General features: G+C 70.1%; 20 protein-coding genes. 7 read left to right on the top strand and 13 right to left on the bottom strand.

Going from position 1 to position 23,839, the window contains the following annotated elements:
• Positions 1-4 precede the first annotated feature (4 nt).
• Positions 5-871 (top strand): transglutaminase-like domain-containing protein, encoded by an 867-nt coding sequence (locus ABZ854_RS12765; RefSeq protein WP_361208566.1) that lies wholly within the window; start codon positions 5-7, stop codon positions 869-871.
• A gap of 57 nt (positions 872-928) precedes the next feature.
• Here the strand turns inward: ABZ854_RS12765 and ABZ854_RS12760 are convergent, their stop codons facing one another.
• From ABZ854_RS12760 to ABZ854_RS12725, 8 genes are all read right to left on the bottom strand, one after another.
• Entirely contained in the window at positions 929-1,543 is a 615-nt protein-coding gene (locus tag ABZ854_RS12760) for a response regulator transcription factor (RefSeq protein WP_361208563.1), read from the bottom strand.
• Positions 1,540-2,733, bottom strand: a complete 1,194-nt coding sequence (locus tag ABZ854_RS12755; protein ID WP_361208736.1) for a histidine kinase — start codon at positions 2,731-2,733, stop codon at positions 1,540-1,542. Before ABZ854_RS12755 ends, ABZ854_RS12760 begins: the two co-directional genes overlap by 4 nt.
• A 5-nt stretch (positions 2,734-2,738) precedes the next feature.
• Positions 2,739-3,479, bottom strand: a complete 741-nt coding sequence (locus tag ABZ854_RS12750) for an ABC transporter permease (protein WP_361208560.1) — start codon at positions 3,477-3,479, stop codon at positions 2,739-2,741.
• Positions 3,476-4,405, bottom strand: a complete 930-nt coding sequence (locus ABZ854_RS12745; protein WP_361208558.1) for an ABC transporter ATP-binding protein — start codon at positions 4,403-4,405, stop codon at positions 3,476-3,478. The genes ABZ854_RS12750 and ABZ854_RS12745 overlap by 4 nt, the downstream gene beginning before the upstream one ends.
• A 256-nt stretch (positions 4,406-4,661) precedes the next feature.
• Positions 4,662-7,088, bottom strand: a complete 2,427-nt coding sequence (locus tag ABZ854_RS12740) for a hypothetical protein (protein ID WP_361208555.1) — start codon at positions 7,086-7,088, stop codon at positions 4,662-4,664.
• Between the two features lie 167 nt (positions 7,089-7,255).
• Positions 7,256-7,672, bottom strand: coding sequence for a DUF6113 family protein (locus ABZ854_RS12735; protein ID WP_361208552.1), 417 nt, complete (start codon positions 7,670-7,672; stop codon positions 7,256-7,258).
• Positions 7,669-8,568, bottom strand: coding sequence for an N-acetyl-1-D-myo-inositol-2-amino-2-deoxy-alpha-D-glucopyranoside deacetylase (gene mshB, locus ABZ854_RS12730; protein ID WP_361208549.1), 900 nt, complete (start codon positions 8,566-8,568; stop codon positions 7,669-7,671). Before mshB ends, ABZ854_RS12735 begins: the two co-directional genes overlap by 4 nt.
• A gap of 55 nt (positions 8,569-8,623) precedes the next feature.
• Positions 8,624-8,818 (bottom strand): hypothetical protein, encoded by a 195-nt coding sequence (locus ABZ854_RS12725; RefSeq protein ID WP_129306851.1) that lies wholly within the window; start codon positions 8,816-8,818, stop codon positions 8,624-8,626.
• 212 nt (positions 8,819-9,030) lie between these two features.
• Between ABZ854_RS12725 and ABZ854_RS12720 the strand changes: the two genes are divergently transcribed.
• Positions 9,031-11,184 carry a prolyl oligopeptidase family serine peptidase gene (locus ABZ854_RS12720; protein WP_361208546.1) on the top strand — a complete coding sequence of 718 codons (2,154 nt, stop codon included), beginning with the start codon at positions 9,031-9,033 and terminating at the stop codon, positions 11,182-11,184.
• A gap of 178 nt (positions 11,185-11,362) precedes the next feature.
• Here the strand turns inward: ABZ854_RS12720 and ABZ854_RS12715 are convergent, their stop codons facing one another.
• From ABZ854_RS12715 to ABZ854_RS12695, 5 genes are read right to left on the bottom strand one after another with little or no spacing between them, the layout of a single operon-like run.
• A complete protein-coding gene (locus tag ABZ854_RS12715) occupies positions 11,363-12,490 on the bottom strand; it encodes a dipeptide ABC transporter ATP-binding protein (RefSeq protein WP_361208543.1) in 1,128 nt (375 codons plus the stop codon).
• Positions 12,474-13,457, bottom strand: a complete 984-nt coding sequence (locus ABZ854_RS12710; protein ID WP_361208540.1) for an ABC transporter ATP-binding protein — start codon at positions 13,455-13,457, stop codon at positions 12,474-12,476. Before ABZ854_RS12710 ends, ABZ854_RS12715 begins: the two co-directional genes overlap by 17 nt.
• A gap of 7 nt (positions 13,458-13,464) precedes the next feature.
• On the bottom strand, positions 13,465-14,472 hold the full coding sequence (locus tag ABZ854_RS12705; RefSeq protein ID WP_361208537.1) for an ABC transporter permease: 1,008 nt from the start codon (positions 14,470-14,472) through the stop codon (positions 13,465-13,467).
• Positions 14,465-15,391, bottom strand: a complete 927-nt coding sequence (locus tag ABZ854_RS12700) for an ABC transporter permease (protein WP_361208535.1) — start codon at positions 15,389-15,391, stop codon at positions 14,465-14,467. The genes ABZ854_RS12705 and ABZ854_RS12700 overlap by 8 nt, the downstream gene beginning before the upstream one ends.
• A gap of 6 nt (positions 15,392-15,397) precedes the next feature.
• The gene (locus ABZ854_RS12695; protein WP_361208532.1) at positions 15,398-17,035 is read right to left on the bottom strand and encodes an ABC transporter substrate-binding protein; all 1,638 of its coding nucleotides are present in this window, start codon (positions 17,033-17,035) and stop codon (positions 15,398-15,400) included.
• Positions 17,036-17,540: 505 nt separating this feature from the next.
• On the opposite strand from ABZ854_RS12695, the gene ABZ854_RS12690 reads away from it, so the two are divergent.
• From ABZ854_RS12690 to ABZ854_RS12670, 5 genes are all read left to right on the top strand, one after another.
• Positions 17,541-18,569 (top strand): ABC transporter permease, encoded by a 1,029-nt coding sequence (locus ABZ854_RS12690; RefSeq protein ID WP_361208526.1) that lies wholly within the window; start codon positions 17,541-17,543, stop codon positions 18,567-18,569.
• A gap of 81 nt (positions 18,570-18,650) precedes the next feature.
• A complete protein-coding gene (locus ABZ854_RS12685) occupies positions 18,651-20,411 on the top strand; it encodes an ABC transporter substrate-binding protein (RefSeq protein ID WP_361208523.1) in 1,761 nt (586 codons plus the stop codon).
• Between the two features lie 99 nt (positions 20,412-20,510).
• Positions 20,511-21,491 (top strand): ABC transporter permease, encoded by a 981-nt coding sequence (locus ABZ854_RS12680; RefSeq protein WP_361208520.1) that lies wholly within the window; start codon positions 20,511-20,513, stop codon positions 21,489-21,491.
• A gap of 46 nt (positions 21,492-21,537) precedes the next feature.
• Positions 21,538-22,575 carry an ABC transporter ATP-binding protein gene (locus ABZ854_RS12675; protein WP_361208517.1) on the top strand — a complete coding sequence of 346 codons (1,038 nt, stop codon included), beginning with the start codon at positions 21,538-21,540 and terminating at the stop codon, positions 22,573-22,575.
• A 26-nt stretch (positions 22,576-22,601) separates the two neighbouring features.
• Positions 22,602-23,648, top strand: a complete 1,047-nt coding sequence (locus tag ABZ854_RS12670; protein ID WP_361208514.1) for a dipeptide ABC transporter ATP-binding protein — start codon at positions 22,602-22,604, stop codon at positions 23,646-23,648.
• Positions 23,649-23,839 lie beyond the last annotated feature (191 nt).

The raw sequence follows: 23,839 nt of genomic DNA, 5'->3' as shown, positions 1-23,839 counted from the left end.
TGGCATGGGCCATCCGTACCTGCCGCCCCCGTACCCGCCCGGTCCCGAGCGGGCCGCCGAGGTGCGGCGGAGGTTCGGCGAGGAGGCGCGCTCCGAGCGGCCCGACCTGTCCGCCCTGTGCCTGCTGATCGGCGCGGCGGCGGACGGCTCGCTGGACGACGCCGGCCTCGACGCCGCGCAGCTGGAGCTGGACGAGCTGGCCGGGCAGCTGCCGTACCGGCCGGGCGGCCCGCGCGCGTGGGCGGAGGCGGTACGGCGGCTGCTGGGGACGCGGTACGACTTCGGCGGGACCCCGGCGGACTACCAGCGCCTGGAGTCCTCCCTGCTGCACGAGGTGCTGCGACGCCGGCGCGGGCTGCCGATCCTGCTGTCGGTGGTGTGGCTGGAGGTGACCCGCAGGGCGGGCGCGCCGGTGCACGGGGTCGCGCTGCCGGGGCACTTCGTGGTCGGTTTCGGGCCGCCGGAGGAGCAGGTGCTGGCCGATCCGTTCGAGGGCGGGCGGGTGCTGAGCGGGCCGGACGCCGAGGTCCTGGTGGCGGGGGCGACGGGGACGCCGCTGGAGCCCTCCATGCTGGTGCCCGCGACGCCGTTGCAGGTGGTCCAGCGGGTGCTCAACAACATGCGGGCGTGGGCTTCGGCCCGGCCCGAGCGGTCGGACGTCGCGCTGCTCGCCGTCGAGTTGGGCCTGCTGCTGCCGGCCCACCCGGCCCGGCTGCGCTACGAGCGGGGTCAGCTGCTCGTGCAGCGCGGCGAGTTCGTCGCGGGGGCGGCGGAACTGGAGGCGTACGCCGAGCTGGTCGGGGTGGTCGATCCGCACACCGAGGAGCGTGCCCGGGCGCAGGCGCGCGAGGCGCGGGCCCTGCTCAACTAGGAGCCGTTCCCACCAGGAGCAGTTCGCACTGGGCGCAGTTCCCACCGGGCACCGCTCTCACAGCCAGCCCTTCTCCCGCGCTATCCGTACCGCCTCCGCCCTGTTGCGTACGGCGAGTTTCTGGATGGCCGTGGAGAGGTAGTTGCGGACCGTGCCCTGGGAGAGGTGGAGGGCCGCCGCGAGTTCCGCGTTGGTGGAGCCGTCGGCCGCGGCGCGGAGGACCTCGCGCTCGCGGTCGGTGAGGGGGTTGGCGCCCTCGGCGAGGGCCGCCGCGGCGAGGGTGGGGTCGATGACCCGCTCCCCGGAGAGGACCTTGCGGACGGCCTCGGCGAGCTGGGCGGCGGGGGCGTCCTTGACGAGGAAGGCGTCGGCGCCGGCCTCCATGGCGCTGCGCAGGTAGCCGGGGCGCCCGAAGGTGGTGAGGACGACGAGCTTGACGTGCGGGAACGCGCGGTGCACCTGGGCCGCCGCCTCGATGCCGGTGCAGCCGGGCATCTCGATGTCGAGCAGGGCCACGTCCACGCCGTGCTCCCCGACCGCGGCCAGCACCTGGTCGCCCCGCGCGACCTGGGCGACGACCTCGATGTCGTCCTCCAGGCCGAGCAGGGCGGCCAGGGCCTCGCGGACCATCGACTGGTCCTCGGCGAGGAGAAGCTTGATCGCGCTCGTCATGCCCCGGATCCTACGTCCACCGACGTGGCCGTAGGGACGCGGGCGACCAGCCGGAATCCGCGCCTGGCCCGGCCCGCCTCCAGCGTGCCGCCGGCCTTCTCCAGGCGCTCGGCGAGGCCGGTCAGACCGTTGCCGGGGCCCGTGCCGGAACCGCCGGATCCGTTGTCCTCGACGCTGAGTTCGAGGCGGGGACCGTCCAGGGTCTGCCGGTGCAGGAGCTGTACGACGCACCGGTCGGCGCCGCTGTGCCGGACCACGTTGGTGACCGCCTCGCGCAGCACCCAGGCGAGCGCGGACTCGGCGTCCTCGCCGACGCCGGTGAGGTCGGGTTCGGCGGGCACCTCGGCGGTGACCCCGGCGGCGGTGAGCGCGACCCTGGTCCCGGCGAGTTCGGCGGCGAGGCGGGGGCGCCGGTAGCCGGTGACGGCCTCGCGGACGTCGACCAGGGCCTGTCGGCTGACCTGCTCGATGTCGGCGACCTGCTGGGCCGCCTTCGCCGGATCGCCGGGCAGCATCCGGCCGGCCAGCTCGCTCTTCAGCGTGATCAGCGACAGCGAGTGGCCGAGCAGGTCGTGCAGGTCGCGGGCGAGGCGCAGGCGCTCCTCGTTGGCGGCGAGCTGGGCGACGGTGGCCCGGGCCTCGCGCAGTTCGACGGTCGTCCGCACCAGCTGGCGGATGCCGGTCATCGCGAACCCGATGAGCAGCACCAGCACGACCAGGCCGATCGCCTGGTCCTCCCCGGCGTACAGGCCGACCAGGTACATCAGGGCCGCCGAGCCGGGGATGGCCCAGTAGGCGGCCCGCAGGGGCAGGGTGGCCCCGCAGGCGACCGAGAGGTAGACGAAGAGTCCCAGCCAGGGGGTGCCGAGTGTGCCGGCCAGGAAGACGGCGAGGACGCAGAGGACCGCGAGCAGGACGATCACGGCACGGGCGGAGAACGGCCGGCCCATGTTGCGGAACACGAGCGTCAGGTAGAACCCGACGAACGCGGTCAGGCCGGCCGAGCCGGCCACGGTGGCGCCGGTACCGTGGTCGCCGCTGATCAGGTCCTGGAGGGGAGAGCTGAGGAAGACCAGCCAGACGCCGATCCACAGCAGCTTGATCAGCAGGTCGCGCCGGTTGCGGGGCGGCCGGCCCACCCACATCCGGTCTTCCGGCCGGTGGGTGCCGGTGCGCGGGTCTTCCGTCATGGTGCTCACGCCTTCAGCGTGTCCTTCCGGTACAGCCAGGCCGCGCCGCCCGCGAAGAGGACGAAGGAGACGGCGAGGACGGCGATGTCCTGGGCGCTCGGCGACTGGCTCTGCTCGACCGCACGCCCGAGGGAAGCGTACGCGTGACTGGGCAGCCACTTGGCGATGTCCTGCAGCCACTGCGGGAAGTTCGTGGACGGCATCCACAGGCCGCCGAGCAGCGACAGACCAAAGTAGATGATCATCGTGATGGGCCGGACCGCGTCCCCGGAGGCGAGGTAGCCGATGGCGACGCCGAGCGCGGCGAAGACGAGGCTGCCCGCCCAGATGACCCCGGTGAGCGCGAGCCACTGCCAGGTGTCCAGGCGTACGTCCTTCACGACGGCGGCGACGACGAACACGAAGACGATGGACGGCAGGCTCACCACGGCGGCGCTGGCCGTCTTGGCGAGGACGTAGCCGCGCCCGGGCAGGGAGGTCAGCCGCAGCTGCCGTACCCAGCCGCTCTCGCGCTCCTTGGCGATGCGCTCGCTGTTGCCCATCAGCACTGCGGTCAGCGCGCCGAAGGAGGCCATGGAGACCATCAGGTAGGTGGCGACGGTCAGCCCGGTGCCGTCGACCTTCTCGCTCGTGCCGGCGCTGCCGCTGAAGATCAGGAACAGGATCGAGGGGTAGAGGACCGAGAAGAACAGGAACTTGCGGTTGCGCAGGGCGCGGGCGAGTTCGAGCTTGATCAGACTGTTCATGACTGCTTGGCCTCCTCGGCCTCCGTGATGGCGACGAAGGCCTGCTCCAGACCGAGGCCGGCGACTTCGAGGTTGCGGGGGTAGACACCGGAGCCGTACAGGGCGTGGACGGTGGCGTCGGCGTCGGAGGACTGGATGCGGACGGTCTGGCCGGAGACGTCGAGGGAGGTGAGGAAGGGCAGGTCGCGCAGGGCGGCGTGGTCGATGGTCCCCTCCAGGTCGAAGGAGACCCGGCGGGCGCCGGCCTTGGCCTTGATCTCCGCCGCGGTGCCGTCGGCGAGGAGCCGGCCCCGGTGCAGCACGAGCACCCGGTCGGCGATGGCGTCGGCCTCTTCGAGGTAGTGGGTGGCGAAGAGGACCGTACGGCCCTGGTCGGCCTGTTCCCGCATGGTGGCCCAGAACGCCTGGCGGGCGCTGACGTCCATGCCGGTGGTCGGCTCGTCCAGCACGATCAGGTCGCTGTCGCCGGCGGTGGCGAGGGCGAAGCGGACACGCTGGGCCTGTCCGCCGGACAGCTTGTTGACCTTGCGGTCGGCGATCTGGGTGACGCCCGCGCGGGCCATCACGTCGGCGGCCCGGTACGGCTTCGGGTGCAGGGCGCAGGCCAGCTTCACCAGCTCCTCGACCGTGACCTCGTCCATCAGGCCGCCGCTCTGCAGCATGGCGCCGACGTGGCCGCGGACGATGGCGTCACGCGGGCTGGTGCCGAACACCTCGACCGTGCCGCTGTCGGCCTGCTTGAGGCCGAGCAGCAGGTCCAGTGTGGTGGACTTGCCGGCGCCGTTCGGCCCCAGCAGGGCGACGGTCTCACCGGGGTGCAGGCGGAGGGAGAGCCCGTCGACGGCCCGTACGTCGCCGTACGTCTTGGTCACCTGGTCGAACCCGACCACAGCGGTGGCGGTGTCGGGTACGGCTGTCGTTGTCATGCGGTAATGCTCGCTGCTGAGCTCTGCGTGCGTGCAGTGTCGGGGGTCCTGAGTGCGGGATGACGAATGTCATGGTGCGCGGGGGTCGGGTGTCATCCGCGGGCCGGTGGGGCTTCTCGCGCCCACGCGGCGGAGCCGCATATGGACCGGGCCCCGCGCCCCTTTCAGGGCGCCGCCGTCGAGCCCCGTAAGGGGCGCGGGGAACTGCGCGATCGGCCACGACGCGGCCGCAGCCGACCGACCACGCAGCGCCCCCCTAGTTGGGCGTCGTGCTGATGACCGCAACCCTGTTGGTCTTGCTGACCAGCGCCTGCCGCAGCGCCACATACACGTCCTGCGGCGTCACAGCCGTCTTCTTGCCGCTGGCCCGCGTGATCAGCACGTTGTCGAACGCGTGGCCGTACAACTGCTGGAGCGCGTTCAGGTCGGGCTTGTCGGTCAGCTTGCCGTCGGGCGTGGCCGCCACCCTGAGGAACTTCCACAGGGACTTCTGCGGGCTCATCCGGACCGAGTGCGCCGCGTCCGTCTGCACGGTCACTATCCCCGACATGGCCGGCTCGGCGAACGCCTTCATCTCGCGGTCGACCTCGACCTTGGAGACCGTCGGCTGCTTGGTGGTCGTCGGGACGGTCACCGGCGTCACCGTGCCGGTCTCCACCTGCGTGCGGTACGCCTGTTCGACCGCCCGGGTCGACTGGGCCGCGTCGATGGCCTTGCCGGCCTTGCCGTACACGGCGACGGCCTGGCCCGACTTGAACTCGATGCCGCCCTCGGTGACGGAGCCCGAGCCGCCGCCCGCCTGCTGGAGCGCGACCTGGAGCTTCTCCTCGTCGACCGGCATGGCGGGGTCGACGGTCCGCTGCTGCCCGAAGAGGTTGCCGATCACGGAGACCGGGTTGTAGTCGTTCGTCGCGGCCTTGCCGACCGTGGCCTGGAAGTCGAACTGCAGGCCCGCGTTCTCCGGGGTGAGGGAGACGGTCTTGCCGCCCACGGACAGCTTCAGCGGCTTGTTGACCCGGCTGCCGAAGGCGTCGTCGAGCTTCTTGACCGCGTCGTCCCGGGTGCCGCCGCCGATGTCGACACCGAGGACGGTCGTGCCCTTGGGCACGTCGGTGTGGTTCATCAGCAGCCCGGCGCCGTAGGCACCGCTCGCGAGGACCACCACGCCGACGCAGAGCAGGACGAGCTTGCTGCGGCCCTTCTTCTTCTGCGGCTTGGCCTCCGCCTTGGGCGGCGCGACCGGCTCGGGCAGCTTGGGCGCGGTGTGCGGGCCCTGGCCCTCGGCGCGGGCGCCCTGGCCGAACGGGGAGTTGCCCGCGGACGGGACGACCGGGATGCCGCTGGTGACGGTGTGCCCGGAGACGTTGTCCGCCGGGGAGCCGTAGCCGGGGGTGCCGTCCGGGGCCGGCTTCTGGGGCGTGAGGATCGCGGTGTCGTCGCTGAGCGCGGCGCCGGGGGCGAACGGGCCGCCGTGGCCGCCCAGTCCGTTCGCCTCGCCGGGAGCGTCGTACGCGCCGGAGCCTGCCGGGGCGTCGAAGCCTGAGGGGACGTCGAAACCACCCATGTCGGTGAAGGACTCGCCGGACCGCAGGTCGATGTCGCCGGTGTCGCCGAGGCCGCCCGGGCCGCCGACGGGCGGGATGACGGGGCCGTCGCCGGTGACCGGGCCGCTGGTCGGGCCCGTGGGGCCCTGCGGGCCGCCGGAACCGCCCAGGCCGTTCGGGCCGTTGAAGCCGCTGCGGCCGCCGGTACCGCCCGCGCCGCCACCCGGCACACCGGGTCCAGGGGCACCGCCAGGTCCGCCGGCCGGGCCGAAGCCCGCGGTGCCGGACGGCGCGCCGGGCAGGCCCGGACCGTCGCCGCGGCCGGTGCCGCCGTTCTCGGCGAAGTACGGCAGGTCGTCGCGGCGCGGTTCGTCGCCGCCGCTCGCGCCGGGGCGGGAGCCGCCCAGCGGTCCCGCGTTCAGTGCCTCGGTCACGTCGAAGGAGCCGGTGCCGCCGCCGTGCCCCGGGGCCACGGGGCCACCGGTGGCGCCGGGCAGCCCCGCGCCGTTCGTGCCGCCCGGGCGGGAGGTGCCCGGCACGCTCATGGAGCCGACCACGCCACCGGGACGGCCGCCGCCCGGGCGTGCTCCGGTGCCGCCGGCCGTGGGAGCGGAGGCGGGGCCCGCCTTACCCGGCGAGCCGGGCGCCCCCGAGGCGCTCGACGTGCCGGTCGTGCCGGATCCCGCGGCCGAACCGCCGGGCATCCCTGCCCCGTTCGTACCGCTTCCGCCAGGACCGCCCTTGTTCGCGCCGGACTTGCGGGGAGCGAACCAGTCGCTGGTCCGCTCCTCGGCCGGGGCCGCGGGCTCGTCGGGAACCTCGGGAGCGGCGGCGGGCGCGGGGGCCGGGGTCTGAGGACGCGGGTCGGCGCCGGTGTCGACGGCGGCGGCGCCTTCGGTGTCCCCCATGGGCTTGCGCACGACGACCGGCGGAATCGGCCGGGACCCTGGGATGTTGATCCGGATCCGGGTCGTCAGCGTCGTCTCGGTCTTGCGTTCCTCCGGCTGCGCGGGCGAAGGGCCCGCGTCCGAACCGTCGCCGGAAGCCATGGGGGTCCCGTACGGCGGGGTGCCGGAGGGGTATGCGGCTCCGCCGCGCCCGTTGGGCCCGGAGGACGGAGTGTCAGTTTCACGACTCAAGGCAGGTTCTCCCGGTTGGCTCCGCCGCCCGTCACGACCTCACGCGGGCACCTCGGCGGCGCGCACCACCATACTGGCCGCGTCTGCCGGGTATCCCGGGACCGATGCGGAAACCCACACCGGACTCGCACCTGAGCGGTACGGCGAGGTTGCGGCGAAGTGGTACGTCACTTGCCAAGTCGGGCAGGGCCGGCCCCGGGCCGCCCCACCGGAGCAAGGGTGGCGCAGATCACAGCCGAGGTCATGCCGCCGAGCAGGAAGAGGTACGAGCTGATCCCCGCCCCGTACAGGAAGTCCCCCTCGGGCCGGGAGGCGACGAGCAGAAGCGCGGCGATGATCCAGCCCGCCACCGGCGCGACCGCCCCGGCGCGGCGCCCGGTCGCGTACGCCCCGCCGAGGAACAGTCCGGTGGCACCGGCGAGGGCCAGCAGCAGCCCGCCGGGGAGCCAGGCGGCCTGCACCAGGGCCCCGGCGAGGGCGACGACCGCGCCGAGCAGGAACAGCCCCGAGTAGGCGGCGGCCCGGCCCGCGGAGGGGGGCTTCAGCGGCTGGGCCATCATCGGTCCGCGGCCTGCCGTACTCATGACGCCTCCTGGGTGCTGCCGTGGGTTGCGGTACCCGTGCCCGCGTCCGTGCCGAGGCCCGCGAACAGGTCGGTCTCGCCGGCTCCGGCCGCCTCGCCGCGGACCAACTCGTAGTACTCGGTGGTGAACAGGGGCTGGGCCAGCTCGTTGGAGAGCACGAAGTACCGTCCGGCCACGGTGATCTGGGTGGCGTGGGCGCGCATCGCCGCCGCCTTGGCGTCCGCGTGCGCGGTGCCGTCGACCGTGGCGGTGATCCTCGCGTCGTCCACGACTCCGGGTACGTCGTCCACGGCGGCGCTCTTCTCGAACGGCAGGGCGGGCAGCTCGTCCCGGAGGCGCGCGAAGGCGGACTCGGCGACGGAGCGCGGCACGCGGTTGACGTACACCTTGTCGATCCGGTGGCCGGCTTCGGCGGCCAGTTCGACGGCCCGCAGGGCGACGCGGTGGGCCTGGATGTGGTCCGGGTGGCCGTAGCCGCCGTCGTCGTCGTAGGTGACGAGGACCTGGGGGCGGGTCTCCAGGATCACCTCGACGAGGTGTCCGGCGGCCTCGTCGACGTCGGCCTGCCAGAAGCAGTCCGGGTCGTCGTTGTCGGCGATGCCCATCATTCCGGAGTCGCCGTAGCGGCCCGCGCCGCCGAGGTGGCGGACGTCCGTCACGCCCAGCTCTCGGGCGGCGGCGGCCAGCTCGCCGCGGCGGTGCGCGCCCAGCGCGGCACCGCCGAGGTGCCGCAGCCGGGGCGGGATGACCTCGCCGCGCTCACCGAGCGTGCAGGTGACCAGGGTCACGTGGGCGCCCTCGGCCGCGTACTTGGCCATCGTCGCGCCGTTGTTGATCGACTCGTCGTCCGGGTGCGCGTGCACCAGGAGCAGACGGCGAGCTGGGAGTTCCGTCATGGGCCCAGCCTACGAGGCGGGACCGACAGCGCCGCGCACCCGGGGGCGGCCCCGGTCAGAACTTGATACTGCCGATCATGCTGGCGACGTTCGTGGTCAGGTCGGTGATCGTGGGCGCGACGGTCGAGGAGGCGAGGTAGAACCCGAGCAGCATGCAGACCACCGCGTGGCCGCCCTTCAGCCCTGACTTCTTGATGAGCAGGAAGACGACGATCGCCAGCAGCACCACCGCCGAAATCGAGAGTGCCACGGCGGCTCACCTCCAAAGTTCCCGGGGACGAGGGCGGGTACGCACACGGGGGTTGCGTCTCGGTTGTGTCGTGGTTGTGGACCGGCAAGGCAAAGCCATGCGGATGCCAGCAGGTTCATACCCACTCAGCGGTAGTGATCATAACTATCCGTGCTCGCGCATCGCTCGGCGCACGGCCGCACAAGGGGGCGCATGGCCAATATGGTCGAGGCATGACGACCGAGGCTGACTCCTTCCCCCGTCGGCACGCCCGCACCCAGCGGTTCACGCTCGGCGCGCCGCGCGCGTTCACCGTGGCGCCCGACGGTTCACGTGTCACGTTCCTGCGCTCCTCCTCCGGCACCGACCGGGCCAACTCCCTGTGGGTGCTGGACCTTCCGGACGGCCCGGAGCGGGTGGCGGCCGACCCCGGCGCCCTGCTCGGGGGCGCCGCCGAACAGCTCTCGCCCGCGGAACGGGCACGCCGGGAGCGCAGTCGCGAGGGAGGCGCCGGCATCGTCGGCTACGCCACCGACGCGGCCGCGGAGTCGGCGGCCTTCGCCCTGTCCGGACGGCTGTTCACGGCCGATCTGCGCGCCGGCGCCGAGGCCGGCGCGACCCGCGAACTGCGGGTCCCGGGACCGGTGATCGACCCGCGTCCGGCCCCGGACGGGCGGCACGTCGCGTACGTCTCCGGCGGCGCGCTGCGCGTGGTGGAGGCCGGAGGCGAGGGCGACCGGGCGCTGGCGGAGCCGGAGTCGGACAACGTCACCTACGGTCTCGCCGAGTTCGTCGCGGCCGAGGAGATGGGGCGCGCGCGGGGCTTCTGGTGGGCGCCGGAGTCGGACCGGCTGCTGGTGGCGCGCGTCGACGACACGCCGGTGAACCGGTGGTGGATCGCGGACCCGGCCCATCCCGGCCGGGAGCCGAACCTGGTCGCGTACCCCGCGGCGGGCACGGACAACGCGGAGGTACGGCTGTTCGTGCTGGGCCTCGGCGGGGAGCGCACGGAGGTCGCGTGGGACCGGGCGCGCTACCCGTACCTGGCGCGTGTGCACTGGTCGGGGGCGGGTGCGCCGCTGCTCCTGGTGCAGTCCCGGGACCAGCGCGGCCAGGTGTTCCTGGCGGTCGACCCGGAATCGGGCGCGACCCGGATGGTGCACGCCGACGAAGATCCGGCTTGGCTGGAACTGTTCCCCGGGGTGCCGTGCTGGAGCCCGTCGGGGCAGCTCGTGCGGATCGCGGACGAGGGCGGTGCGCGCCGCCTGGCGGTGGGCGAACGGCCGCTGACCGGCCCGCAGTTGCACATCCGTGCGGTGCTGGACGTGACCGCCGACGACGTCCTGGTGTCGGCGTCCGCGGGCCAGGAGGCGCAGTCCCCCGAGACGGGCGAGATCCATGTGTACCGGGTGAACGAGCTGGGCGTGGAGCGCGTGTCGCAGGAGCCCGGTGTGCACTCGGCGGTGCGCGCCGGGGGCGTGACCGTGCTGGTGTCCTCGGTACTGGACAGTCCGGGCGCCCGTGTCCAGGTGCTGCGTGACGGAAAACTGACGGCGACTGTCCGGTCTTACGCCGAAGATCCCGGTATGTCCCCCCGCGTGACGCTCACCCGCGGGGGCGCACGCAAAATTCCGTGCGCCGTGCTTATGCCTACGGACTACTCCGGCGACACTCCCCTCCCGGTCCTGATGGATCCCTACGGCGGCCCGCACGGCCAGCGGGTGGTGGCCGCGCACAACCCCCACCTGACCTCGCAGTGGTTCGCCGACCAGGGCTTCGCGGTGGTCGTCGCCGACGGCCGGGGCACCCCCGGCCACTCCCCCGCCTGGGAGAAGGCGGTCCGGGACGAGGTGGCCGCGGTGGCCCTTCAGGATCAGGTCGACGCCCTCCACGCGCTCGCCGGCGACTTCCCGCTGGACCTGGGCCGGGTGGCGATCCGGGGCTGGTCCTTCGGCGGCTACCTCGCGGCACTGGCCGTGCTGCGGCGCCCCGATGTCTTCCGCGCGGCAGTGGTGGGCGCACCGGTCACGGACATGCGGTTGTACGACACGCACTACAAGGAGCGTTACCTGGGGCACCCGGACGAGCAGCCGGAGGTCTACCGCCGCAACTCGGTGATCGACGACGCGGGCCTGGTCGACGCGGCCGAGCCGCACCGCCCGATGATGATCATCCACGGGCTGGCCGACGACAACGTGGTCGTCGCGCACTCCCTGCGGCTGTCCTCCGCCCTGCTGGCCGACGGCCGCCCGCACGAGTTGCTGCCGCTGTCCGGGGTGACCCACATGACCCCGCAGGAGACGGTCGCGGAGAACCTGCTGCGGCTGCAGCTGGACTTCCTCAGGCGCTCGCTGTCCCTGAACACGCCCACGGGGCAGACTGGTTAAGCGGGACAGGCCGGTTAACACGCGGGCAACGCGCCCGACGCCGTACCGATATAAGGACCGGAAAGGCTGACGGGCGTACGGCTGGTGCGGATGCCGTAGCGAGCGGGCCGGGGCGGCACCACGCACCCCGGCCCGCGGCCGCACGGCGAAGCCGTCTCGCTTAGGCCCTTCGCCGGTCTCACGCCGGCCCGTCACCCTTCCACGCCGTCGATCCGTTGCCCGGCTCCCGCGGCCGGTCGGCCGGGGCGTCGGGCGGGGGCTGTGTCGTCTCCTCCGGTGGCACCACCCGCTTCTCCTCGGCGAAGTGGCAGGCCGAGGGGTGGACGGCCGGGCCGCTCGCGCCCCGGAACGCCTCCGGCACGGCCAGCAGCGGCACCTCCTCCGCACAGCGCTCCCGCGCCTTCCAGCAGCGGGTGCGGAAACGGCACCCGGACGGGATGTTCGTCGGCGACGGCACGTCACCCGTGAGGATGATCCGCTCCCGGTGTTCGCGGGCCTCGGGGTCGGGAACGGGCACCGCGGAGAGCAGCGCCTGGGTATAGGGGTGCGTCGGATGGTCGTAGATCTCGGCGTCGCGGCCGATCTCCACGATGCGGCCCAGATACATGACGCCGACCCGGTCGGAGATGTGCCGGACGATCGAGAGGTCGTGCGCGATGAAGACGTAGGAGAGGTCGAAGTCCGACTGGAGCCGGTCCAGCAGGTTGATCACCTGGGCCTGCACGGAGACGTCCAGGGCGGAGACCGGCTCGTCGGCGACGATCACCTCGGGGCGCAGGGCCAGTCCGCGCGCGATGCCGATGCGCTGGCGCTGGCCGCCGGAGAACTGGTGCGGGTAGCGGTTGACGTACTCCGGGTTGAGGCCGACCACGTCCAGCAGTTCCTGGACCCGGCGGCGCCGGTCGCCCTTGGGCGCGACCTCGGGGTGGATGTCGTACGGCTCCCCGATGATGTCGCCCACGGTCATGCGGGGGTTGAGGGAGGTGTAGGGGTCCTGGAAGACCATCTGGACGTTGCGGCGCACGGCCTTCAGGGCCCGCCCGGACAGCTTGGTGACGTCCTCGCCCTTGAAGCGGATCGCGCCGGCCGTGGGCCGCTCCAGGTGGCAGAGCATCTTGGCGACGGTCGACTTGCCGCAGCCGGACTCGCCGACGATGCCGAGGGTTTCGCCGCGGCCGAGGGTGAAGTCGACGCCGTCGACCGCCTTGACCGCGCCGACCTGCTTCTTGAACAGGATGCCCTGGGTGAGCGGATAGTGCTTGACGAGGCCGCTGACCTCCAGGACGGGCTCACCGGTCGACGTCATGCAGGCACTCCCTCCAGAAGTGGCAGGCGCTGCCGCGGTCGCCGGACACCTCGTACAGCGGGGGCACGTCGGTGCGGCACACGTCCTGGGCCATCGGGCAGCGGGGGTGGAAGGCGCAGCCGGGCGGGATGTGCATGAGGTTCGGCGGCAGTCCCTTGATGGCGTACAGTTCCTGGCCCTTCTGGTCGAGGCGCGGGATGGAGTCCAGCAGACCGCGGGTGTAGGGGTGGGCGGGCGCCTTGTAGATGTCGAGGACGGGGGCCGACTCGACGATCTTCCCCGCGTACATGACCGCGATCCGGTCGGCGACGTCCGCGACGACGCCGAGGTCGTGGGTGATGAGGATGAGCCCCATGTGGTACTCGCGCTGCAACTCCGCGAGCAGGTCCATGACCTGGGCCTGGACGGTGACGTCGAGGGCGGTGGTGGGCTCGTCGGCGATGATGAGGGCGGGCTCCAGGGCCAGCGCCATGGCGATCATGATGCGCTGGCGCATGCCGCCGGAGAACTGGTGGGGGTAGTCGCGGACCCGCTGGGCGGCGGCCGGGATGCGCACCCGGTCCATCAGCTCGACGGCCTTGGCCCGCGCGTCCTTCTTCGACATGCCGCGGTGGACGGTGAACATCTCGCCGAGCTGCTCGCCGACGGAGAGCACGGGGTTGAGGGACGACAGCGCGTCCTGGAAGATCATCGCCATTCCGGCGCCCCGGACCTTCCGCCGCTCCTCCCCCTTCATCTTCAGCAGGTCCTTGCCCTGGAAGAGGATCTCCCCGCCGGTGATCCGTCCCGGCGGCATGTCGAGGATGCCCATCACGGCCTGCGCGGTGACGGACTTCCCGGAGCCGGACTCGCCGAGCACCGCGAGGGTCTCCCCCGCGTCGACGGCGTACGACACCCCGTTGACGGCGTGGGCGACGCCGTCCCGGGTGCGGAACTCCACGTGCAGGTCGCGGACGTCGAGCAGCATGGCGCTCTCACCTCAGCTTCGGGTCGAGGGCGTCGCGCACCGCGTCGCCGAGCATGATGAAGGCCAGGACGGTGATCGCGAGCGCGCCGGCCGGCCACAGCAGGGCGTGCGGGGCGTTGCGGATGTAGGGGGAGGCGGCGGAGATGTCGATGCCCCAGGAGACGCTGGGCGGTTTGAGACCGACGCCGAGGTAGGACAGGGTCGCCTCCAGGGCGATGTAGGTGCCCAGCGCGATGGTCGCGACGACGATGACGGGGGCGACGGCGTTCGGGGCGATGTGCCGCAGCAGGATGCGGGTGTTGGAGGCGCCGAGGGCGCGGGCGGCCTGGACGTAGTCGTTCTGTTTGGCGGTGATGACGGAGCCGCGGGCGATGCGGGAGATCTGCGGCCAGCCGAGCAGGACGATGAACCCGACGACCGGCCAGACCGTGTTGCTGGTGACGACGGACAGCAGGACGAGTCCGCCGAGGACGACCGGGATGGCGAAGAAGATGTCGGTGCCCCGGGACAGCACCGAGTCCCAGATGCCGCCGACGTATCCGGCGAGCCCGCCGAGCACGGACCCGAGGATCGCCACCCCGAGGGTGCTGCACACACCCACCGTGACGGACGCCCGGGCGCCGTACACGGTCCGCGTGTAGACGTCGCAGCCCTGGCCGTCGAAGCCGAACGGGTGGCCCGGCTGGGAGCCCTGCTGGGCCTTGGCGAGGTCGCACTTGAGGGGGCTGCCGGAGGCGATGACCGAGGGCCACAGGGAGATGAAGATGAGGAACAGGATGACGAGGGCGGAGATCAGGAAGACGGGGTTGCGTCTGAGGTCCCGCCAGGCGTCGGACCACAGCGACCTCGGCTTCTCGGCCGGCCCGGTGCCCTCCGGTCCTCCTGGTGCCCGTCCGCCGGAGGCGGCTGATGGATGCTGCTCCAGGGTGATGGCCTCGCTCGCCCCGAGGTCCATGGCCCCGCCCATGCCGGTGCCCGCGATGGCGCGCTCGGGCTCGTAGGGCTCTTCAGGCATAGCGGATCCTCGGGTCGAGTACGGCGTACAGGAGGTCCACGAGCAGGTTGGCGACCAGGAAGATCAGCACGAGGACGGTCACGAAGCCGACCACGGTCTGGCTGTTCTGCCGCAGGATGCCCTGGTAGAGCTGGTAGCCGACGCCGTGGATGTTGAAGATCCGCTCGGTGACGATCGCGCCGCCCATCAGCGCGCCGATGTCGGTGCCGATGAAGGTGACGACGGGGATGAGGGAGTTGCGCAGCAGGTGCCGGGTGATGACCCGGCGCCGGGGCAGGCCCTTGGCGATGGCGGTGCGGACGTAGTCGGAACGCCGGTTCTCCGCGATGGAGGTCCGGGTCAGCCGGGTGACGTAGGCGAGCGAGACGGAGGCCAGGACGAGGCCGGGCAGGATCAGCTCGTCGAAGGTGGCCTCCGGGGACACCGAGGGGCTGATCCAGCCCCACTCGACGCCGAGCAGCAGCTGGAGCAGCAGACCGGTGACGAACGTGGGGACGGAGATCACGACGAGGGTGGTCAGCAGTACGCCCGTGTCTACGGGCCGGCCTCGCCGCAGACCGGTGACGACACCGAGGGCGATGCCGATGACGATCTCGAAGATGATCGCCACGATGGTCAGCCGGATGGTGACGGGGAACGCCGTTCCCATCAGCTCGGTGACCTTCTGCCCGTTGAACGCCGTACCGAAGTCACCGGTGAACACGTTCCCCATGTAGGTGAGGTACTGCTGGGGGAAGACCGGCTGGTCGAGGCCGAACTGGTGCTTCAGCTGGCCGGCGGTCGCCGGGTCGCACTGCCGCTCCCCGCAGAGTCCCGCGATGGGGTCGCCCATCACGTTGACCATGAGGAAGATCAGCAGGGTGGACCCGATGAACACCGGGATCATCTGGAGCAGTCGCCGGACGACATAGCGTCCCATGGCGGGTCAGCTGACCTTGATCTCGTTGTAGACCGGGACGCTGAACGGGTTGAGCGCCACGTTGGACAGCCGCTGGGAGTAGCCCGCACTGCCGTTCTGGTACCAGAGCGGGATGGCGGCCATGTTGTCCCGGACGACTCCCTCGGCCTTCTGGAAGGTGGAGACGGCCTTGGAGATGTCGGTCTCGGCGTTGGCCTGGTCGACGAGCTGGTCGAACTGCTTGTTGGACCACTTGCCGTCGTTGGAGGAGGCGTCGGTGTAGTAGAGCGGCTGCAGGAAGTCCTGGATGAGCGGGTAGTCCATCTGCCAGCCCGCCCGGAACGGGCCGGTCATCTTGTGCTGCCCGATCTGGTTGCGGAAGTCGGCGAAGGTACCGATCGGGTTGCCGACGCAGGCCTTGTCGTTGCCGAGCGCGTTGTTGATGGAGTTGCAGACGGCGTTGACCCAGTCGCGGTGCGAGCCGGTGTCCGCGTTGTAGGAGATCTTGACCTGGCCGCCGGGGAGCCCGCCGCCCTCGTTGATGAGCTTCTTGGCCTCGGTGGGGTTGTAGTCACAGGCCTTGCCGCACAGGCCCGACTGGTAGCCGCCGGCCGAGCCGAGGACCGGCGAGGTCCAGTCGGTGGCCGGGGTGCGGGTGTTGTTGAAGATCGTCTGCGTGATCTGTTTGCGGTCGATGGCCATGGACAGGCCGGTGCGCACCTTCTGGGCCCCGGAGGTGTTCCAGTTCTTGTCGTAGAAGGGGAAGGCGAGGGTCTGGATGATGCCGGCCGGGGTGTTGATGTAGCGGTCGCCGAGATCGCTCTTGACGTTCTTCAGCTGGGAGGCGGGAATGTCGTCGACGAGGTCGAGGTTGCCGGCCATGAGGTCGGTGTAGGCGGTGTTGTTGTCGGTGTAGACCTTCAGGGTCACGCCGTCGTTCTGGGCGGCGTCCGGGCCCTTGTAGCCGGTCCACTTCTTCAGCTGCATCTGCGAGCCCTTGGTGTAGGACTCGATCGTGTAGGGCCCGTCGCCGACCGGCTTGTTCAGCCAGGCCGCGTGGTCGGTGAAGAACGTCTGGGGCAGCGGGGCGAAGGCCGCGTAGCCGAGGGTGACCGGGAAGCCGGAGAACTTCTGGTTCAGCTTGACGGTGAAGGTGTGGTCGTCGACGACCTTCAGGCCGGACAGGGTGTCGGCGCTCTGCTTGCCGCTCTCGGGGTGCACCTTGTCGTAGCCGTCGATGTAGCCGAAGAAGTACGCGTTCTTCTGGTTGTTCTTCAGGCTCGCGCCGTAGTTCCAGGCGTCCACGAAGGAGCGGGCGGTCACCTTCTCCCCGTTGGAGAAGGTCCAGCCGTCCTTGAGCTTGATGGTGAAGTTCTGCGAGTCCTTGGTGTCGATGGACTGGGCGATCATGTTCTCGGCCTTGGCGGTCTTCGGGTTGTACCGCACCAGCCCCCGGAAGATCATGTCGAGCACCTTGCCGCCCTGCACCTCGTTGGTGTTGGCCGGCTCCAGCGGGTTCTGCGGGTCGCCCCAGGAGGAGCTGAGCACCCCGCCGCCACTGCCGCTCCCGCCGCCGCTGTCGCTCGAACCACCCCCGCAGCCCGTCGCGGCGAGCGCGACCGCCACCGCGCCGGCGGCCCATCGGGCGTGCGTGATTCCCCGCATGGCGTGCCTCCTCCGTGATCACCGAACCGTTACCGGTAAATATCAACCCATAAGGTGCACATCGCACGCGCGCCGCCCCCTTGAGGGGGCCCTCGTACGGCCTTTAGGGGGACGTCGGGGTGACCCCGGGGGATGACTCACCCGAACGCGGGCACGATCTTGGGACGTCTTTGGTGATCTTGAGACCGAGGCGCAATGGATCTCCGGGCAACGATGCCGAAACGTTGGATTCCGGCGCGCTCGTGTACGCATTTCGACACATCGGCGTCCGCATATCGAACTCCTTGCCGGAATTGTCTAGTTAGTCCGATGTGAAGCACAGTTTGGTTACATCGCGCTACCTGCCCCACTACGGAACGGTCAAGCCCGAGCAAAAAAGGTAAAGACGCAACCAAGGCGACCGAGAATTTATTGACCTTGAATGAATTGCGTTGAAAAAGTCCGGCGTAGCCCGTAGGGGAGTGCCCTGCGGAGTCATCAGACCCTCCCTTGGGCCAGGAGCACCATGACCCTCCCAACTCCATCTGCGGCTGTACCCCTCGAAGTCACCGAAGGGACCGTTGAGAAGTCGACCACTTCCGGCGGCCCGAAGGGCGGCGAGGGGCGTTCTCCCGGGCGTCTCGCCTGGAAGCGCTTCAAGCGCGACAAGACCGGCGTCGTATCCGCGTACATCGTGATCTTCTTCTTCGTGATCGGGATCGCGGCGCCGCTCATATCCAAGCTGTACGGCAAGAACCCGTACACCACCTACGCGAGCCAGGACCCGAGCCTGCTCAACGCCTTCGCCTACCCCTCGGGGCCGAACGGCGGCATGAGCGGCGACTTCTGGTTCGGCATCGAGCCCCAGCTCGGCCGGGACGTGTTCTCGTTCCTGCTCTACGCGATCCGCAACTCCCTCGGCATCGCCGTCGCCGCCGCCCTGCTCACCACGATCCTCGGTGTGGTCATCGGCGTCACGGCCGGCTACCTGGGTGGCAAGACGGACTACCTCGTCGGCCGGGTCATCGACATCCTGCTGTCGTTCCCGTCCACGCTCTTCTTCATCGCGTTCATGCCGGTCGTCTACGGCATCTTCATCAAGCCCGACGACAACGTGCCGACGTGGCTGACGGCGTTCGCCCTGATCGTCGTGCTGTCCGCCTTCGGCTGGGCCTCCCTCGCCCGTCTGCTGCGCGGTCAGGTACTCGGCCTGCGCGAACGGGAGTTCGTCGAGGCGGCGAAGGTCACGGGTGCGTCTCCGATGCGCATCGTCTTCAAGGAACTGCTGCCCAACCTGTGGACTCCGATCATCATTCAGTCCACGCTGATGCTTCCGGCGTACGTGACCGCCGAGGCGGGCCTGTCCTTCCTCGGTGTCGGTGTGACCGACCCCACCCCTGACTGGGGCGTGATGATCGCCCGGGGTGCCCAGTTCTACACCGAGGACCTCACCTTCATGCTCTTCCCGGGCCTGGCCATGGTGATCTTCGTTCTCGCCTTCAACCTGCTCGGCGACTCGGTGCGCGACGCGCTCGACCCGAAGTCAAAGCGGTAACAACGCAGTTCCACCCGGCACGGGGCGGTGACACCCGGCTGGTCCATCAAGATCCGACCAACCTCCTAGGCAGGCTCAAGCATGTCTTTTTCCCGTAGAAACTTCATGATCGCCACCGGTGTGGCCGCGGCCTCCACCACGGTGCTGAGCGCCTGCAGCAGCGGTGACTCCAAGGGCTCCGGCAGCGACAAGGTGCCCTCGGTGTCCGGCTCCAAGGCCGTGAACATCACGGTCGGCACCAAGGCGGACTCGGTCGGTCCGGCTCCCGAGGTCAAGGGCGCGGTCAAGGGCGGGACGATCTACTCGCTCGACCAGTTCGACATGGACCACCTGGACCCGGCGCAGGTCTACGTCTCCACCGAGATCTGCATCACCGCCCCGATCATGCGCGGCCTGACCAACTACAAGATCGACGAGAAGGGCGGCTGCACCCTCGTCGGTGACGCGGCCACCGACGCCGGCACCATGAAGAACGGCGGCAAGACCTGGTCGTTCACGCTCAAGGACGGGCTGAAGTGGGAGGACGGCTCCGACGTCTCCATGGACGACGTCCAGCACACCTTCGAGCGCCTCTTCGCCGACTTCGTCACCGAGGGTCCGCGCTACGTCCAGCAGTTCCTGGTCGGCGGCGACAAGTACAAGGGCCCGTACGAGGGCAAGCACCTCGACTCGGTCGAGATCTCCGGGAAGACGATCACCTTCCACCTCAACGAGGCGCGCACCGACTTCAACTTCACGCTCGCCGAGCGTGCGTACTCCCTGGTGTCCAAGAAGCAGGACACCAAGCAGAAGTACGACAAGCGTCCGTTCTCCTGCGGTCCGTACAAGATCGGTGACCGCAAGATCGGCAAGTCGATGACCTACGTGCGCAACGAGCACTGGGACGCGAAGACGGACCCGATCCGCAACGCCTACCCGGACAAGTACCTCTTCCAGTTCGGCTTCGAGCTGGTCGCCTCCACCGACCGCTACATCGCGGACCAGGGCAACGACCAGTACACGATGTCGGTCTTCAACGAGGTCGCGCCCGAGCGCATCGCGCAGGTCCTCACCAACGCCAAGCTCAAGCAGCGCGTGCTCACGCAGGTCGACACGGTCACCTACTACTGGCCGATCAACATGACCCGCGTCAAGGACGTCAAGGTCCGTCAGGCCATCAACTGGGCCTGGCCGCACCAGCAGCTGCAGACCATCCGCGGCGGCAAGGCCACCAGCGAGCTGGCCACCACGATCCTCAGCCCGGTGACCCCCGGCTACCAGAAGTTCGACCTCTACGGGACGGACAAGAAGCCCGGTGGCGACCCGGCCAAGGCCAAGGCCCTGCTGAAGGAGGCCGGCAAGCTCGGTCAGAAGCTGGTCATCGCCTACCAGCACTCCGACAACTCGGTGAAGCAGGCCGTCGCGATCAAGAACGCCCTGGAGGCCGCCGGCTTCACGGTCGTCAACAAGCAGGTCGACAAGTCGACCTTCTACACCCAGATCGGCAAGATCGACAACGGCTACGACCTGTTCGCCGCTGGCTGGAGCCCGGACTGGCCGGGCGGCTACTCGGTGTTCTACCCCTGCTGGGACGGCAAGAACATCGGTGACGGCCGCAGCAACTACGCGCAGCTGAACGACCCGAGCGTCAACAAGGCGATCGACGCGGCGTCGAAGATCGGTGACCCGGAGCAGGCCAACAAGGCCTGGGGCGACATCGACCGCCAGATCATGGAGCTGGCCCCCGTGGTCCCGGACTACCACTCCATCCGCAACTGGATGCACGGCTCGAAGGTCGGCAACGTCATCTTCGACCCGGGCAACACCTGCATCGCGGTCTGCAAGATGTACGCGATGAAGTAAGAGCGTTCGACGCTCCGGGGGCGGCCACGATCTGGCCGCCCCCTCCGGCCCACTCCCCTCACCCCGGCGACGGCGCCCCGTCCGGAAAGTCACGCCCTCATGCTCCGCTTCCTTGTCCGCCGAGTCCTCGGCGCGCTGGTCATCCTGTTGATCATCAGCGCAGTCACCTTCTGGCTCTTCTACGCCATCCCGCGTGACCCCGCCATGATGTCGTGCGGCAAGAACTGCACGCCCGACATGCTCGCCAAGGTCCGGCACAACCTGGGCATCGACCACCCGGTCCCGGTCCAGTACTGGTACTGGCTCAAGGGCATCTTCGTCGGCCGCAGCTACGGCGACTTCGGCGATTGCAGCGCGCCGTGCCTCGGCTACTCGTTCGCCAACAACCAGCCCGTCCTCGGCACGATCATGGACCGGCTGCCCCTGACCCTCTCCCTCGCCTTCGGCGCGGCCGTGGTCTTCCTCATCATCGGCGTCGGCGCGGGCATGATCGCCGCCGTCAGGCAGGGCAAGTGGCAGGACAAGCTGGCCACCTCCGCCTCCCTGCTCGGTGCCTCCCTGCAGATCTACTTCGTCGGGTACATCGCGCTGTACTTCCTCGTCTTCAAGCTGGGCGTTCTCGACAACCCGTCGTACACCCCGCTCACCGAGAACCCGGCCAAGTGGATCTCCGGTCTGCTGCTGCCGTGGATCGTCCTCGCCATCATCTTCACTGCGAACTACACCCGTATGTCCCGTTCGCAGCTCGTCGAGCAGCTCAGCGAGGACTACGTGCGCACCGCCCGCGCCAAGGGTCTGTCCCGCGCCAACGTCTTCTTCCGCTTCGCCTGGCGCGGCGCGATGGGCCCGATCGTCACCATCTTCGGTGTGGACCTCGGCACGCTCATCGGCGGCGCGATCATCACGGAGACCGTCTTCAGCCTCCAGGGCGTGGGCCGGCTCGCACTCGACTCCGTGAACAAGAGCGACCTGCCCATGGTGCTGGGTGTGACCGTGCTGGCGGCCGGGGCGATCGTGATCTTCAACATCATCGTCGACGCCGTCTACGCCCTCATCGACCCGCGGATCCGGCTCGCCTGACCTCCGCCCCACCCCCGACCCTCGCATCACCCCCAGGAGCGTCCCCGTGACGAGCACCGATCAGCAGCCGTTCCTCTCCGTCAAGGACCTCAAAGTCCACTTCTCCACCGAGGACGGCACCGTCAAGGCCGTCGACGGACTCAGCTTCGACCTCGCCAAGGGGCAGACCCTCGGCATCGTGGGTGAGTCGGGCTCGGGCAAGTCCGTCACCAACCTGACGATCCTGGGTCTGCACGACCCGGCGCACACCTCGATCGACGGCGAGATCGTGCTGGACGGCAAGGAGCTTCTCACCGCCAGCGAGAAGGAGCTGGAGCGGCTCCGCGGCAACAAGATGGCCATGATCTTCCAGGACGCCCTGGCCTCGCTGTCGCCGTACCACACCATCGGCACGCAGATCGCCGAGACGTACCGCAAGCACACCGGCGCCTCCAAGTCCGAGTCCCGCAAGCGCGCGATCGAGATGCTGCGCCGGGTCGGCATCCCGCAGCCTGACATGCGGGTGGACGACTACCCGCACCAGTTCTCCGGCGGTATGCGCCAGCGCGCGATGATCGCCATGGCCCTGGTCTGCGACCCCGAACTGCTGATCGCCGACGAGCCGACGACCGCCCTCGACGTGACGGTCCAGGCCCAGATCATGGACCTCCTCAAGGACCTCCAGCAGGAGTTCGGCACCGCGATCATCTTCATCACGCACGACCTCGGCGTCATCGCCGACATCGCGGACGACGTGCTGGTGATGTACGGCGGCCGGTGCGTGGAGCGCGGCACCAAGAAGGAGGTGCTGAGCGACCCCCAGCACCCCTACACGGTCGGCCTGCTCAACTCCATGCCGAGCCTGAACGGCCCGGTGGACGTGCCGCTGTCGCCGATCCCCGGCTCGCCGCCCTCGCTGCTCAACCCGCCGTCCGGCTGCCGCTTCCACCCCCGCTGTGCCTTCACCGAGCAGGTGTCGGGCAACCGGTGCTCCGGTGAGCAGCCGGCGCTGGAGGTCATCGAGGGCCGGGGCTCCGCCTGCCACCTCACCCAGGAGCAGAAGCAGGAACTTTTCACCGACTACGCCGCGACCCGGCACAACTGACGGACACGAGACGGGACTTCACGACCATGAGCAACAACCCCCTCCTGGACGTCTCCGGGCTGACGAAACACTTCCCCATCAAGGGCGGCTTCCCGATCCGGCGGACCGTCGGTGCGGTGCAGGCGGTGGACGGCCTGGACTTCCAGGTCGCCGAGGGCGAGAGCCTGGGCCTCGTCGGTGAGTCGGGCTGCGGCAAGTCGACCACGGGCCGGCTGATCACGCGCCTGCTGGAGCCGACCGGCGGCAAGATCCTCTACAAGGGCCAGGACATCACCTATGCGGGCCGCAAGGGTCTGGCGCCGATCAGGTCCGAGATCCAGATGATCTTCCAGGACCCGTACGCCTCCCTGAACCCCCGCCAGACGGTCGGCAAGATCATCTCCGGGCCGATGGAGATCAACGGCATCAACCCGGCCGGGGGCCGGGAGGCGCGCGTCCGTGAGCTGCTGGAAATCGTCGGCCTCAACCCCGAGCACTACAACCGCTTCCCGCACGAGTTCTCGGGCGGCCAGCGCCAGCGCATCGGTGTGGCCCGCGCGCTCGCCCTGGAGCCGAAGCTGATCGTGGCGGACGAGCCGGTCTCGGCCCTGGACGTCTCGATCCAGGCGCAGGTCGTCAACCTCCTCCAGAAGGTCCAGAACGAGCTGGGCATCGCCTTCGTCTTCATCGCCCACGACCTCGCGATCGTCCGGCACTTCTCCCAGCGCGTCGCGGTCATGTACCTCGGCAAGATCGTGGAGATCGCCGACCGCGCGGACATCTACGACAACCCGCGCCACCCGTACACCCGGGCCCTGCTCTCCGCGGTCCCCGAGGCGACGGTGGACGAGGAGCCCCGTGAGCGCATCCGCCTGGTCGGTGACGTCCCGTCCCCGATCAACCCGCCGTCCGGCTGCCGCTTCCGCACCCGCTGCTGGAAGGCGACGGAGAAGTGCGCGACCGAGGCCCCGCCGCTGGTGCAGGTCGAGGGCAACAAGCCGGGCCACCTGACGGCCTGCCACTACCCCGAGACCGGCGAGACGGTTCCGGCCCCCCGCGCCTCCACGGAGACTCTGGGCAAGACCCTCTCCTAGAACCCCGAGGCGGCGGCCGGCACACCCCTTTACCGCCGGCCGCCCCTTACGGAACGGACCTTCCCGGCCCATTGACCCGAGCCCAAGAACGTCCGCTCCAGGGGACGAAGACCCGCGCTTACCCAGGCGCGGGTCTTCTTCTTGTCCGGGCGGCGGCCACGCACATTCTTGAACGCGTTCAAAAATTCTGG

It is taken from the genome of Streptomyces sp. NPDC047028 (assembly GCF_040644095.1).
Classification (GTDB): domain Bacteria; phylum Actinomycetota; class Actinomycetes; order Streptomycetales; family Streptomycetaceae; genus Streptomyces.
The sequence above is the reverse complement of the archived record's forward strand: the minus strand, read 5'-3'. Positions and strand labels throughout refer to the sequence as shown.